Below are 15074 nucleotides of genomic sequence, written 5' to 3'. Positions count from 1 at the left end.
GACATTGAAAATGAATAAGATAAAGAATTTCAAAAGTCTAATAGCCCTTGCTCTGGCTGTAACCGTTACCAACGGTTGTACTGACCAGTTGAATGACCCGCTTGAGCAACAGGTGCTTGTAGAAGGTACCGATTACAGACAAACTCAGAATATGGAGCAATTGCTAATCGGTTCTTACGACATCCTTTACGATTTGCAGTGGGAAACCTTCCCTATTGTTTCCGTTAGAGGTGACGATGTCAATGCTGCCGGAGACCAGTTTCCATTGACAGAAACTGATGAGTTCAGATACGATCGTTCTTTCTGGATGTACAACTCTGTATGGCTCAACTTCTATGATGATATCATCAAGTGGCATGCCGCTATGGAGGAAATTGAGAAGTACAAGGAGTTTGCGCCAAACCCTGCCGAAGCAGATCAATACATGGCGGAAATTAAGGTAATGAGAGCATGGGAGCTTCTACAGCTTAGTAAACTCTGGGGAGAAATCCTTATCCCGAACAGCTCTCAGACTGACGGATTGTACACCACTCCTGTTTCTACTCAGGAAGAGGTAATGAACCACATTGTTTCTCAAATGGACGAGGCGGCTCCTTTATTGCCGACTATTCGTCCTAACCAGAGAACAGACATTAAAGGAGGTATCACCCGCTACACTGCGCTGGCTGTAAAGGCCATGGCCATGCAGGAGTTGAAAGACTATCAGGGTGTTGCCGATGCAACCAGCCAGATCATTAGCTCAGGCGCTTTCGAGCTTTACAATGACTATTATGAGTTATTTAAAACAGCCGGAAAACTGAGCAACGAGAGTCTTCTTGAATTCCAGTATTCTGACTTCGGACAAAGCTCTGGTAATGCAGAATACTACCTGCACCAGTTCTTCGGTCCTAACAACTGGACTCCTGCAGTAGCAGGTTCAGGTGCCGGATGGGGTTTCTGGGAGCCTTCAATGAAGTTCATCAAGTTTATGCTCGATAGAGATGAGACGGTGAGATTAGAAACTTCGGTATTGTTCACCAGAGAAGGAATTGAAATGATTCAGTCTGACCCGAACTATGCCACCTTACCAGGTTTTGTATCTAATACAACCCGTGATGGAGATGTAATCGGAAGAACTGACAGCCAGCCTAACCCAAGAGCTAAATTCTCAAGCGGCAAGCACTATTTGCCTTCTAATGAGCTTACTCCCGGAAGAACCAGATATGGCGAGAACAAAAACTTCCTGGTAATCAGATATGCTGAAATCCTTTTGATGCATGCCGAGGCTATGCTCAATGGAGCAACCAGCTCTGCTATGAGTGCTGATGATGCAGTAAATGCTGTTAGAAACAGAGCGGGATTGACCAGCATCACTGGTGTAACCATGGCCAATGTGCTTGACGAGAAATTCGCAGAATTCGGTATGGAATGGGGTATCAGATTCCATGACCTGGTAAGAAACAATCAGACCACCGAATTGAATTATGGAGGAAGAACTTATGGAGCTGAAGACCAGTTCATCCCTTATCCATTAGCTCAGCTCGATTTGTTGACCCAACTATCTGACAATTAAGAAAAGAACAAGTCATGAGAATATATAAATCATTACTCTTTACTGCCTTACTGATCTTCCTGGTAGCAGGATGTAAGGACAGCTTTCTGGATGAAATCGACAGAGTTGAGCCGGGAGCAGATGCCACCGCACCTCAAATCACGATTTCCTATCCTCAGAACGGTACTGAAATTCAGGTGTATGAATCTGTTACTTCAGTGAATATTGAATTCGAAGCCAGTGACGATATTGAAATCGCCAGCATCAGTGTAAAACTGAACAATACAGAAATTGCTTCATTCAACGAGTTTACAGATTACAGGAGATTTGTTGGTGAATATACCTACAGTGAGCTGACTGATGGAGAATACACGCTCTCCATCACAGCCACTGATATTAACAACAAAGCCACCACCGAAAGTGTCACTTTCGCAAAGGTTCCTCCTTATACTGCTAAATACGAGTCAGAGGTATTCTACATGCCATTCGATGGCGACAACATTGAATTGCTTAGCGTAACCTATCCTACTGAAGTGGGCAATACTGGTTTCGCAGGAGAAGGCAAAGTGGGTGGCAATGCTTATGCAGGTGCTGCCGATTCATACCTTACCTTCCCGGCTGCAGACCTGTTGGAAGATGAGTTCAGTGCTGCTTTCTGGATGAAAGTAGATGCTACTCCTGACAGAGCAGGTATCCTTGTCATTGGACCTCCTGATGCAGCCAATCCAGATGCACAGAATAAAAGAACCAATGGTTTCAGATTCTTCAGAGAAAATGCCGGAGGTAAGCAACGCTTCAAACTCAATGTGGGTACCGGAGCCGGTGAAAGCTGGTTCGATGGTGGCGCTGCTGCTGATGTAACTCCGGGAACTGATGAGTGGGTACACTTCGCCTTCACTATTTCTCAGACAGAAGCTACCGTTTATATCAATGGACAAGTAGTCAAAACCGGTACTTTCTCTGGTGTTGACTGGTCTGACTGTGACATTATCTCTATCATGTCTGGTGCTCCAAGGTTCACAGGTTGGGGGCATAATTCAGACCAGAGTTATATGGATGAGTTGCGCTTATTCAATACGGCTCTTACGCAATCAGAAATTCTGAACATCATCAACGATGATGGTGGAACAGTTTACAATGGTGAGTTTGGCGAGAAGTTCTACATGCCATTCAATGGAAACTATACCGATGTAGCTTCAGGTATCAACGCAACGGCCGTAGGTAGCCCTGGTTATGCCGGTGAAGCATTGAGAGGTAGCGATGCCTATGCCGGTGCTACTGACTCATATCTGACTTTCCCTACTGAAACGTTAGAAACCAGCGAATTCAGTGCTTCATTCTGGTATAAGATGGATGCTACTCCTGACAGAGCAGGTATTCTGACTATCGGACCTCCGGATAGTGACAATGCGGGTTTCCCTGATGTTCAAAACGACAGAACCAGTGGTTTCAGATTCTTTAGAGAAAATGCCGGTGGTAAACAACGCTTTAAGCTGAATGTAGGTACAGGTGCAGCAGATACCTGGGTAGATGGTGGCGCTGCTGCCGACCTCGACCCGGCAACGGTAACTGACTGGGTACATATTGCCTTTACCATCTCAGGTACAGAAGCCAGAGTTTATCTTGACGGTGTAATGGTAAAAGAATCTACCATTACAGGCATCGACTGGACCAATTGTGACATCATGTCAATTGGATCAGGAGTGCCAAGGTTCAGTGAGTGGAATCACAAATCTGATTTGAGCTCAATCGATGAATTAAGAATCTTTGACAAAGCATTGACGCAGGCAGAAATTGATGCCATCAAAGCCGCCAGATAAGATTTTAAATCAATAATTAATCAACAATTGGGGGTTCAGTATTGACTGAAATCCCCAATTGTTTCTACTACATATCTCATGAAAAGAATTCTGCTACCCATTTTCCTGTCCCTGATCTTTGTGGGATGTAATAAAGATGAAGCTGATGCAGAAGGCTTTCAACTCAACAGTGCCTTTGCCGGGTCGATTCAACTGAGCCTTACTGGCGATGTGGTCGATAACATACCCGTAGACAAAACCCTATCGCTCAACTTTTCATCAGCCGTAGACGAAAGCACGGTTAATGCAGGAATAGAGTTAAGTAAAGGCGGTCAACCTGTCAATAAAACTATCTCCCTCCTCTCACAAGGCACCTCAGCCATAGTAGCCGTCAACGGCACCTTAGACAATAACACCACCTATACCCTTTCCTTAAAACAGGAACTGAAAAATATTGATGGTACAGCCATCTCACCTGTAAACATTGAATTCAAAACGCAGGCAGGTGACTTAGAAATAGTGTCCGTTTCATTCAATGGACAGGCTCTGGGTAATAATCCACGGGTACAGAACATCGATCCACAGCTGACTCTCACCTTCGAGTTCAGCACAGCAGTCAATGTCACCTCATTCCGCAATGCTTTCAGCTTAAGCGGACGTTCGGTAAACGTGACAGCCTCCAATAATGACCAAACCATTACCGTGACACCAACCTCATCACTCGATTACATCAAAAAATACAGCTTCAGCATCTCTGATGACCTGGTAAGTGCCGAAGGCCGTGGGTTTGAAGGTTACAGCCTGGAGTTCTACACGCAACTGGACCCCAGCTATAAGTTCCCGGAAATAACCGATGAAGAATTACTCACCAAAGTGCAGGAGCAAACCTTCAGGTACTTCTGGGACTTTGGGCATCCAACCAGTGGACTGGCCAGAGAAAGAAACAGCTCCGGCAATACTGTCACCATAGGAGGTTCAGGCTTTGGTGTCATGAGCATTCTGGTGGGTATTGAGCGTGGATTTATCACCCGTCAGGAGGGCATCGACAGAATTCAGAAGATCGTCAACTTCCTGAAAAATGCTGACCGTTTTCATGGCGTTTGGCCTCACTGGATGAATGGAGATACCGGAGTCACCATTCCGTTCAGTGCCAATGATGATGGTGGTGATCTGGTGGAAACAGCCTTTATGATTCAGGGCTTACTCACAGTAAGAGAGTACCTGAACGTAGGCAATGCACAGGAATTAAATATCTTCAATACCATTACCCAACTATGGGAAGAAGTAGAATGGGACTGGTACACTCAGGGAGGGCAGGATGTACTCTACTGGCATTGGTCTCCTAATTTTGGCTGGGAAAAGAACCTGAGAATCCGTGGCTGGAATGAATCTCTCATTGTTTATGTATTAGCCGCCTCCTCGCCTACTCATTCCATTTCGGCAGATGTATATACAAAAGGCTGGGCCAACAATGGCAACATGGCCAACAATAGTGATTATTACGGGTTTACGCTACCTCTGGGCAGTGCCTATGGTGGGCCTCTTTTCTTCAGTCACTACTCCTTCCTCGGACTGGACCCAAGAAACCTGGAAGATACTTACGCCAACTATTGGGACCAGAATATTGCTCATGCAAAAATCAATCATGCCTATTCAGTGGCAAACCCTAAAAACTTTGTAGGTTACGGTGAAGGTACCTGGGGATTAACCGCAAGTGATAACCATGAAGGTTATTCAGCACATTCTCCAACCAATGACAAAGGCGTCATTACACCTACCGCAGCCCTTTCTTCTTTCCCCTATACACCAGACGAATCTTTGGCGGCAATGAAGCACTTCTACTACATCATGGGAGATATGCTTTGGGGACAATACGGATTTTACGATGCCTTTAACCTGACAGAAGGTTGGGTAGCCAGCTCAACGCTGGCCATTGACCAGGGACCAATCATTGTCATGATTGAGAATTACAGAACGGCCCTGCTTTGGGACCTTTTTATGGCCAACGAAGAAATTTCGAATGGCCTTAACAAACTCGGATTTACTAGCTACTAATAGAGAATAGACAACCTTAAAAAATGAACAGAAAGACAGTTTTTCAAAGCCTGCTGGCATTGACCTTATGCTTGACGATCAATGCATGCAATCAATCCAAAGCTACCGGAAATCAGGTAGATACGGTGAGCCAAAATGAGGAAGACTCCCTTTTAAACCTTGTACAATACCAGACCTTCCAATACTTCTGGGAAGGTGCAGAACCTAACAGTGGGCTTGCCCGAGAGCGCTACCATATGGACAATATCTACCCAAGTCATGATAAAGATATCATTACTTCGGGCGGTTCAGGCTTTGGCCTGATGGCGCTGGTCGTAGGTATTGAAAGAGGATTCATTACCAGGGAACAAGGAATAGAGCGCTTTGAGAAAATCACTGACTTTCTGGAAAAAGCCGACAAATTCCATGGAGTATTTCCGCACTGGTGGGATGGTACGACAGGAAAAGTGGCTCCCTTTAGCCAGAAAGATGATGGTGGCGACCTGGTGGAAACCTCATTCATGGCTGCCGGCCTGCTGACTGTCAGACAGTACCTGGATAAAAATAATCCACGTGAGGCCCAACTAGCTGAACGCATCAATGCCATCTGGGAAGGTATTGACTTCAACTGGCATACAAAGGGTGAAAATGTACTTTACTGGCACTGGTCACCCAACTATGCCTGGGAAATGAACTTTGACGTGAGAGGCTACAACGAATGCCTCATTATGTATGTGATGGCAGCAGCATCGCCAACTCACAGCATAGACCCTGCAGTATATCATGAAGGATGGACCAACCATGGTGAAATCACCAAAGACACGGTTTTCTATGGACTTGAGACTGAACTAAACCACTATGAAACCAACGATTCACCGGTAGGACCGCTCTTCTGGGCACATTATTCTTACCTGGGACTTAACCCTAAAGGACTAAAGGACCAGTATGCTGACTACTGGAAACTAAACCAGAACCATGCACTCATTCACTACAAGTATAGTGTAGACAACCCGAATGAATTCAAAGGCTATGGACCTGACCTTTGGGGACTAACTTCCAGTTACTCAATGAGAGGTTATGCCGGACACAGACCTGACAGAGACCTAAGTGTGATCTCTCCAACTGCCGCGCTCTCCTCTTTCCCTTACACACCAGATGAGAGTATGGCCATGCTCAAGCATCTGTATAATGACCTCGATAGCCTGGTAGGCGACTTTGGTCCTTATGATGCCTTTAGTTTACAGGAAAACTGGTACCTGCCTCGATACCTGGCCATTGATCAGGGACCCATCCCGGTCATGATTGAGAATTACAGAACAGGACTGATCTGGAATCTATTCATGTCGGCTCCTGAAGTGAAGAAAGGTTTAGATAAACTCGGATTTGAATATGAATAAGTTTCTGACCATAATCATCGCATTGGGCCTATTCAGCTTAACCCTGAAAGCACAACAGGCCAAAGAGATATTCGAGGCTAAACAACACGAATACAAGGGCGGCACATTAAACTACAGGGTCTTATACCCAGAAGGATTTGATGAGTCAAAGACCTATCCTGTGTTGCTTTTCCTACACGGTGCAGGCGAAAGAGGGCTGAACAACGAAAGACAGCTGATTCATGGCAGTAAGTTGTTTATCGATCAAGCCAACCGTAAAGAGTTTCCAGCCATTGTTATCTTCCCACAATGCCCGCCAGATGATTACTGGGCCAATGTCTACCGTCCGCAGGATGAAAATGGCAAAAGGCACTTCACTTTCTTCAAAACCAGTAAAAAGCCAACACAAGCCATGCAGGGACTTCTCTCTTTGGTTGACTCACTCACGGAACTGAGTTACGTCAATACCGATCGCATGTACGTGATGGGCCTTTCCATGGGAGGCATGGGTACATTCGAACTGGTGAGCCGAAGACCCAACGTTTTCGCAGCAGCCGCACCTATTTGTGGTGGAGACCATGTAAAAAGTGCAAAGAAATACGCCAAAAAAGTACCCTTCTGGATCTTTCACGGACTGAAGGATGATATAGTACCCCCACACTTCTCTCAGGACATGGCTGATGCCATTGAGGCCAGAGGAGGTGATGTAAAGCTCACGCTTTATCCTGATGCCAATCACAATAGCTGGGATCCGGCATTTGCAGAACCTGAACTCCTGTCATGGTTGTTTTCAAAAACTAAAAAATAGTACTCATGAAAAATTCAGCGCAGTACAAAATCAAATGGGCCAACCTGTTTGTCCTGCTCATAATTTCTCTGATTGCCTTTTCTGCATGCAATCAGACTACATCCACTTCGGGTGATTCCGAAATGGATGCCTTTATCGATTCACTCATCAACCAAATGACGGTTGAAGAGAAAGCCGGTCAGCTCACCCTCTATACCAGTGGCTGGGATGTAACCGGACCTGTTTTAAGGGATGACTACATGGACGAACTCAGGGCCGGAAGAGCCGGAAACCTCTTCAATGCCCATACAGTAGACTATGCCACTAACCTTCAGCGCATCGCAGTGGAAGAAACGAGATTAGGCATTCCCCTCCTCTTTGGCCTGGATGTGATTCATGGTTATAAAACCACCTTCCCTATTCCTTTGGCAGAAGCCTCCAGCTGGGATATGGACATCATAGAGAAATCGGCACATCTGGCAGCCAAAGAAGCGGCATCAGCTGGTATCAACTGGACCTACAACCCAATGGTTGATATCGCACGTGATCCAAGATGGGGGCGTATTGCGGAAGGTAATGGCGAAGACCCATACCTGGGAAGCCTCATTGGTGCCGCTAAAGTTCGTGGAATTCAGGGGATGGATCTGAGCGACCCCACCACCATTCTGGCCTGCGTGAAACACTTTGCTGCTTATGGCGCAGCGCAAGCTGGAAGAGATTATCATACGGTTGATATGTCTGACCGTGAGTTGAGACAGAATTACTTACCACCTTACAAAGCCGCACTCGATGCCGGTGCTGCTACCGTAATGACCTCATTCAATGAATTAGACGGTGTTCCGGCATCAGGGAGTCATTACCTGATGACTGAAATCCTTAGAAATGAATGGGGCTTCGATGGGTTCGTGGTAACTGACTACACCTCTATCAACGAAATGGTACCTCATGGCGTAGTAGCCGACCTGAAGGAAGCCGCTGAGCTGGCTTTCAACGCAGGGGTCCAAATGGACATGCAAGGTGGTGTTTACAGTCAGTACCTTCCGGAACTATTGGAAGAAGGAAAAATCAAGGAATCGACTTTGAATGAATATGTTCGTCAGGTACTGGAAATGAAATATAAGTTAGGACTCTTTGATGATCCGTATCGCTATTTGAACAAAAGCCGCGAACAGGAAACCCTCTATTCACAGGAATTGATGGACCATGCCCTGTTGGCTGCCAAAGAATCAATTGTCCTGTTAAAAAATGAGCCGGCAGGTAATGCTGCGTCAAACCTGCTACCACTGTCCAAAAGTACCAGATCAGTCGCACTCATCGGGCCTTTGGCTGATAATCAAAAAGACATGCTGGGAACCTGGCACGTAGCCGGAGATGAAACCAAAGTAGTGACATTACTGGAAGGTATCAGGCAAACCGCTCCTGATGTGCGCATCAACTATGCCCGTGGAGCAGGCTTCAATGGCAATGACCAATCAGGTTTTGCAGAAGCCCTGGCTGCAGCTCGCAGATCAGATGTGGTCATTATGGCTATTGGCGAAGACTATACCCAAAGCGGTGAAGCTGCCAGCCGCTCAGAAATCGGACTTCCGGGTCCGCAGCAGGAATTAATTGAAGCGATTCATGCGCTGGGTAAACCGGTAGTAGCTGTTGTAATGGCCGGCCGACCTCTGACCATCAACTGGATTGACGAAAACATTCCTGCAGTAATGAACGCGTGGCATCTGGGCACCATGTCGGGAAAGGCCATTGCCGAAACACTGTTTGGCGACCACAATCCGGGAGGTAAACTAACCATCACCTTCCCTAAGAGTGTAGGGCAGATTCCGATCTACTACAATATGAAGAACACAGGAAGGCCTTTCGATGCGAATAACAAGTATACCAGCAAATACCTCGATGTGTCTAACGAGCCATTATACCCATTTGGCTATGGACTGAGTTACACAAACTTCGAGTATAGCAACCTTCAATTGAGTAGTAATGAACTCACTATGGACGGTTCCATAACGGTAAGTGCTACTATCAAAAATACAGGAAAGTATACCGGAAAAGAAGTAGTCCAGCTCTACATCAGAGATTTGGTAGGCAGTGTCACAAGGCCGGTGAAGGAACTGAAAGGTTATGAGAAAATAAGCCTGAATCCTGGTGAGTCCAGACAGGTGACTTTTACTATTAGTGCTAAAGACCTGGAGTTTTATACGCGCGACATGAGCTACAAAGCAGAGCCCGGTGACTTTAAAGTATTTATAGGCACCAGCTCAGCGGAACACCTTGAAGGTGATTTTACATTGAAATAAAGATAATGTCCTTGATTTCCGAAAGTGCAATCGACTTAGCCCTCTCAATATCATTCTCAGTCCCTGCTGTCAATGGGCAAGACAGGAAGGAGTATTCGGTGAGTGAAGGCCGGAAAGTAAAAACCAGGACAATCATGTGGCAGGATCAATTGATTTTTCAACGCGCTGAAGAATCGGGGTCCTGCCCTTTTTTTGATATTACATAATAAACCCGAAGATATGATCAACCAAAAAACCAAGCTTACCAGTCTTCTGGCCATCCTGCTGACCTGCCTCTTCTCGTGTACCGCTCCAGAAGGCAGTACCGAAGCTGATGTGCTGAAGCTGGACAAAATCGAAGGTACTGAACCCATGAATGTGGTTTTCATTCTCAGTGATGACCACCGCTATGACTTCATGGGCTTCACAGGCAAGGTACCTTTTCTGGAAACCCCAAATATGGATAAAATGGCACTTGAGGGCACCCATATAGAGAATGCTTTTGTAACCACTTCGCTTTGTTCGCCCAGCCGGGCTTCTATTCTAACAGGACAGTTTTCGCACCACCATCAGGTAGTAGATAATCAGTCTCTGATACCTGACAGTGTGAGGTTCTTCCCTCAATACCTCCAGGCTGCCGGCTATGAGACAGCCTTCATGGGTAAGTGGCATATGGGTGAACACCATGCCGACCCCAGAAAAGGATTCGATCATTGGTTTAGCCTGAAAGGCCAGGGGAATTATTTCAACCCGTTGATCAACGTGAATGGCGAAGAAAAAACCTTTGGCGACAGTACCTACATTACAGACCTGCTTACCGATGAAGCGGTTAAATGGCTGGAAGAAAGAGACGGTTCTAAACCCTTCTTCCTCTATTTATCTCATAAAGGTGTTCATGCAGACTTTAAACCTGCACCACGCCATCAGGGTGTTTACGCCAATGAGAAACCAAGCTATCCTCCTACCATGTATCCGGAGAAAAACCCGGATTACAACTATGACGATGTGCCCGACTGGGTAAAGAATCAACGAAACAGCTGGCATGGTGTGGACTATATGTATCATGGTCAGATCAACTTCGATGAGTTTTACCAGCTCTATACTGAAACCCTGCTGTCAGTAGATGAAAGCATTGGCGCTGTCCTCGATCAACTGGAAAAGAGTGGGCAAATTGACAACACCCTGGTTTTCTACATGGGTGACAATGGCTTCTCCTTTGGAGAACACGGACTGATTGATAAGCGTCAGGCCTATGAAGAATCCATTAGAGTTCCCTTACTGGTATATGGCGGTAAAGATGTGCTCAAGCAACAGAAGGTGAAACAGATGATCCAGAACATAGACATTGGCCCAACTATTCTGGCCATGGCCGGCCTGGAAAAACCAGAGAATATGGATGGAGAAAGCTTCCTGCCAATCCTCAATGGTCAAAACCCAACGGACTGGAGAGAACGGATCTATTATGAGTACTTCTGGGAAAGGCCATTCCCTCAGACTCCAACAACTTATGCGGTAAGGACCGGACAATACAAGTTCATCAGGTATCATGGTATCTGGGACATCAACGAATTATATGATATTCAGAATGACCCATGGGAAATGAACAATCTCATTCGAAACCCTGAATATGCCGATATTTCAAAGGAACTGAGACAGGACCTCTTCCAGTGGCTGGAAGAAACCAATGGCATGCAGATGCCACTAAAAACAGATGGCAACGGTCCACGGTTCGACCATAAATACAGGGGAACATTCTAAACTGTGTGGAATGGACCAATGACATATTGCTGATTACCGGAGGGCTTCTGGCAGGCATTGTAAATACCATATCAGGAAGCGGAACGCTTTTTAGTATGGGTGTCATGACCCTCACCGGAATCCCTCTGGTAGCAGCCAATACCACTACCCGTCCGGGAGTCTTCTTCCAGAACCTGACAGGTATTATCGTTCTTAGGAAATTCAATCATTTCAACTTAAAGAGCTTACAGCCTGCTCCAATACTAGCTACCCTGCTGGGGGCCATGCTGGGGGCCTGGTGTGCCACCCTGGTATCCAACAATTCCTTTAACCTGATTGCCTCCATTGTCATGATGGGCCTGTTGATGACCTATATATTGCCCTCCAGTCTTTTCAGAAAGCTGAGTCTTGGTATACCTAAGTCGACATGGCTCATTGGCCTCCTTCTGTTTCTTGGGGGATTTTATGGTGGATTCATTCAGATTGGAGTCGGTATCCTTATTCTGAGTATACTCTCGGGAGCTTATCAGATGTCGTATCAGGAGTCCAATACCTACAAACTCATCATCATACTCATCTACACCGTACCAACTACGCTCTACTTTAGCCTGACAGATCATATCCTTTGGCGACCAGCCATTCTGTTGACCATCGGTCAGGTTATTGGAGCTTATGGTGCTGCCAGGTTTATCAGTAAAAACAACCAGGCACACCTTTGGGCAAAGGTGATATCCATACTAATGATTGTAGCCACCCTGATTAAAGTGTGGTTCTATTGAAAAAAGAAGAAGCGAAAACTTCACCTCTCCTATCAGAGAGAGGATTCATCTAAAAAGCAAAGATCATGAAAAACATAAAGCACCTCTCCTTCTTAACTCTCCTGCTCGTATTAGCCTGCTCAGGACCACAAGAAGATAAGTCGACAACAAAGGCCACAAATACTGCTGAGCTCAGAGACTATAAGACCTATTGTAATCCTATTGACATCGACTATTCCTACATGTCGCATTACCGGGCCAACAACAATGTCTCTTACCGTTCCGGAGCCGATCCGGCCATAGTTAACTTCAAGGGCAAGTATTACATGTTTGTAACCAGATCTCATGGCTACTGGACATCTGATGACATGAGTAACTGGACTTTCATCAGACCTCGAAGCTGGTATTTCAATGGAAGCAATGCCCCTGCAGCCGCTGTAAAGGATGATAAAATCATTGTATTGGGAGATCCATCAGGCAGAGGTGCTGTGATTGAAACGGATAATCCTGACCTTGGAGACTGGACAACCAACTTCGCAGTCATTAACATGCCTAATGGCACGCAAGACCCCATGCTTTTTGTAGACGATGATGGCAAAGTCTACCTCTATGAAGAATCATCCAACACCTTCCCTATTCATGGTATTGAGTTGGACCCTGACAATTACTACGTACCCATAGGTGAGCAGGTAGACCTGCTTCAGCTTCACCCTGAAAAACATGGCTGGGAACGATTTGGGCAAGATCATAAATCGGATATCAAGCCATACATTGAAGGCCCATGGATGGTGAAGCATGGAGATACTTACTACCTGGAATACGGTGCTCCGGGCACACAATGGAATGTTTATGCTGACGGAGTCTATACCAGCAAGAGCCCCCTGGGTCCTTTTGAATATGCCGACTATAACCCCATTTCCTATAAACCAGGTGGCTTTCTCAAAGGCTCAGGTCATGGCAGTACTGTAAAAGACAACAATGGTAACTACTGGCATTATGCCACCATGGCCATTTCGGTCAACTTTAAGTTTGAGAGACGCATAGGGATGTACCCGGCAGGCTTTGAAGATAATGGCCAGATGTATGTCAATACAGCTTATGGCGATTACCCACATTATCTGCCTGATACCGAAGTGGACAGTCACAAAGAACGCTTTACCGGATGGATGTTATTGAGCTATAATAAGCCTGTAACGACCAACTCCGGACTGGTGAATAAAGATATTAATGTGGTGGATGAAAGTGAATCAGGCTACATGCAGGAGCAAATCCGGGACTTCAGCATTGAACGTATCAATGATGAAGAGATTCGCTCCTATTGGGTTTCTGAGGCCAACGATGATTCTATCTATGTATCAATAGACATGGAAAAGATAATGGACGTGAAAGCGATTCAAATCAACTTTCAGGATTTTAACAGCACCATCTTTGGCCGACCTGACAGTCTGAGACAGCAATTCGTTTTAGAAGCTTCGGTAGATGGTGAAAAGTGGCAAACCATTGCCGACTATTCCAACAATCAGAGAGATATGCCTCATGGTTACATTGAACTGGACAATCCGGTTGAAGCTAGGTATGTGAGGTATAACCATGTGTATTGTACAAACCAGTACCTGTCTATCTCAGAATTCAGGGTTTTCGGTAATGGTAAAGAAGCACTTCCCGAAACACCGGAAAACTTCACGGTGAAAAGGCAACAAGACCGTAGAAATGCAGACCTCAGTTGGTCACCTGTTGAAGGCGCTACTGGTTATGTCATCTATTGGGGAGTCGATAAAGATAAACTCAACCTTTCTGCTCTCATGTATGGAGAACCCGGTTATGAACTCAGAGCACTCAATACAGACAATGCTTACTATTTTCAGGTAGAAGCCTTTGATGAAAATGGGATATCGGAGAGAAGTGAAATCAAATTGGTTCAATAAGCCATCGGGTCATTTCAAAAACACTTAATTGCTTTTGACAGGCAGAAGGTCCTACAAAAGCTGAAATTGATCCAATATGCCTTTTTATCTCATGCAAAAAGTATTAGACTTGAAACATTAATATCAACATTGTCCTCTCGACAAGGAACAGGTAGACATTCTATCCGCACTACTTATTTAGAATGCCATCAGGCAACGTCTATCCAGACCTGATGCACTAGATTATTCCTTAGCGGTTTGAAAATCATCATTTTTGGAGGTTCCGGAGCAGGAACAACAACTTTGGCTGCCAGTCTGGCTGAACAACTGGGCTACACGCATTTCGATGTGGATGATTTCTATTGGGTAAAAACTCAGGTTCCCTATCAGATTAAAATTGCCCGAAGCCAGAGAATTGACAATCTCAAGAGAGCCTTAAATGCAGTAGACAATGCCATTGTTAGCGGATCATTGGTAAGCTGGGGTGAATACTGGAGTTCAGCCTTCGATCTGGCAGTACTGCTGAGACTACCCCAAAACGTGAGAATGAACCGACTCAAGAAACGAGAGCTTGAGCGATATGGTGACAGCCTGCTCAAAGATCCGGAAATGCAGGCCAAATCACAGGAATTTCTGGAATGGGCCAGAAACTATGACGACCCTCTTTTCAGTGGCAGAAATATAGGCTTACACCTCAGCTGGGCAAAATCACTTAGCTGCAAACACATCGAAATCGGAGATCTGCCTAATGATGAACGCATGGAGGTAGTCCTTGAGAAAATTAAAGAACTGGTTCATTAAGTCACTTACTTCCAATGGCTTAAACCCCTTCTTTATCCCAATTCACTTGGTTTCTGTCGAAGACCAAAAGC

The 15074-nt window shown here is 45.5% G+C and carries 10 protein-coding genes; all 10 read left to right on the top strand.

Annotated elements, in window-relative coordinates; translation table 11 throughout:
- Positions 1-10 precede the first annotated feature (10 nt).
- The 10 genes from ACOOEY_RS16285 (at position 11) to ACOOEY_RS16240 (ending at position 15003) form a co-directional block, all read left to right on the top strand.
- Positions 11-1552, top strand: coding sequence for a RagB/SusD family nutrient uptake outer membrane protein (locus tag ACOOEY_RS16285; protein ID WP_420385783.1), 1542 nt, complete (start codon positions 11-13; stop codon positions 1550-1552).
- 14 nt (positions 1553-1566) lie between these two features.
- Positions 1567-3351 carry a LamG-like jellyroll fold domain-containing protein gene (locus tag ACOOEY_RS16280; RefSeq protein WP_420385782.1) on the top strand — a complete coding sequence of 595 codons (1785 nt, stop codon included), beginning with the start codon at positions 1567-1569 and terminating at the stop codon, positions 3349-3351.
- 78 nt (positions 3352-3429) lie between these two features.
- Complete coding sequence (locus ACOOEY_RS16275; RefSeq protein WP_420385781.1) at positions 3430-5385, top strand: glucoamylase family protein; 1956 nt, start codon at positions 3430-3432, stop codon at positions 5383-5385.
- Positions 5386-5408: 23 nt separating this feature from the next.
- The gene (locus tag ACOOEY_RS16270; RefSeq protein WP_420385780.1) at positions 5409-6761 is read left to right on the top strand and encodes a glucoamylase family protein; all 1353 of its coding nucleotides are present in this window, start codon (positions 5409-5411) and stop codon (positions 6759-6761) included.
- A complete protein-coding gene (locus ACOOEY_RS16265) occupies positions 6754-7548 on the top strand; it encodes a prolyl oligopeptidase family serine peptidase (protein ID WP_420385779.1) in 795 nt (264 codons plus the stop codon). Before ACOOEY_RS16270 ends, ACOOEY_RS16265 begins: the two co-directional genes overlap by 8 nt.
- Positions 7549-7553: 5 nt before the next feature.
- Complete coding sequence (locus tag ACOOEY_RS16260; protein ID WP_420385778.1) at positions 7554-9824, top strand: glycoside hydrolase family 3 N-terminal domain-containing protein; 2271 nt, start codon at positions 7554-7556, stop codon at positions 9822-9824.
- 219 nt (positions 9825-10043) lie between these two features.
- Positions 10044-11561: a sulfatase gene (locus ACOOEY_RS16255; protein WP_420385777.1), complete on the top strand. Its 1518-nt coding sequence runs from the start codon at positions 10044-10046 to the stop codon at positions 11559-11561.
- A gap of 5 nt (positions 11562-11566) precedes the next feature.
- On the top strand, positions 11567-12319 hold the full coding sequence (locus ACOOEY_RS16250) for a sulfite exporter TauE/SafE family protein (protein ID WP_420385776.1): 753 nt from the start codon (positions 11567-11569) through the stop codon (positions 12317-12319).
- Between the two features lie 65 nt (positions 12320-12384).
- On the top strand, positions 12385-14223 hold the full coding sequence (locus ACOOEY_RS16245) for a family 43 glycosylhydrolase (protein ID WP_420385775.1): 1839 nt from the start codon (positions 12385-12387) through the stop codon (positions 14221-14223).
- Positions 14224-14460: 237 nt separating this feature from the next.
- Entirely contained in the window at positions 14461-15003 is a 543-nt protein-coding gene (locus ACOOEY_RS16240) for an AAA family ATPase (RefSeq protein ID WP_420385774.1), read from the top strand.
- Positions 15004-15074: the final 71 nt, after the last annotated feature.

This window comes from Roseivirga sp., assembly GCF_965216855.1.
Lineage (GTDB): Bacteria > Bacteroidota > Bacteroidia > Cytophagales > Cyclobacteriaceae > Roseivirga.
The sequence above is the reverse complement of the archived record's forward strand: the minus strand, read 5'-3'. Positions and strand labels throughout refer to the sequence as shown.

Coding starts and splice junctions, on each gene's coding strand:
- ACOOEY_RS16285 (WP_420385783.1), top strand. CDS start 11: ATGAATAAGATAAAGAATTTCAAAAGTCTAATAGCCCTTGCTCTGGCT.
- ACOOEY_RS16280 (WP_420385782.1), top strand. CDS start 1,567: ATGAGAATATATAAATCATTACTCTTTACTGCCTTACTGATCTTCCTG.
- ACOOEY_RS16275 (WP_420385781.1), top strand. CDS start 3,430: ATGAAAAGAATTCTGCTACCCATTTTCCTGTCCCTGATCTTTGTGGGA.
- ACOOEY_RS16270 (WP_420385780.1), top strand. CDS start 5,409: ATGAACAGAAAGACAGTTTTTCAAAGCCTGCTGGCATTGACCTTATGC.
- ACOOEY_RS16265 (WP_420385779.1), top strand. CDS start 6,754: ATGAATAAGTTTCTGACCATAATCATCGCATTGGGCCTATTCAGCTTA.
- ACOOEY_RS16260 (WP_420385778.1), top strand. CDS start 7,554: ATGAAAAATTCAGCGCAGTACAAAATCAAATGGGCCAACCTGTTTGTC.
- ACOOEY_RS16255 (WP_420385777.1), top strand. CDS start 10,044: ATGATCAACCAAAAAACCAAGCTTACCAGTCTTCTGGCCATCCTGCTG.
- ACOOEY_RS16245 (WP_420385775.1), top strand. CDS start 12,385: ATGAAAAACATAAAGCACCTCTCCTTCTTAACTCTCCTGCTCGTATTA.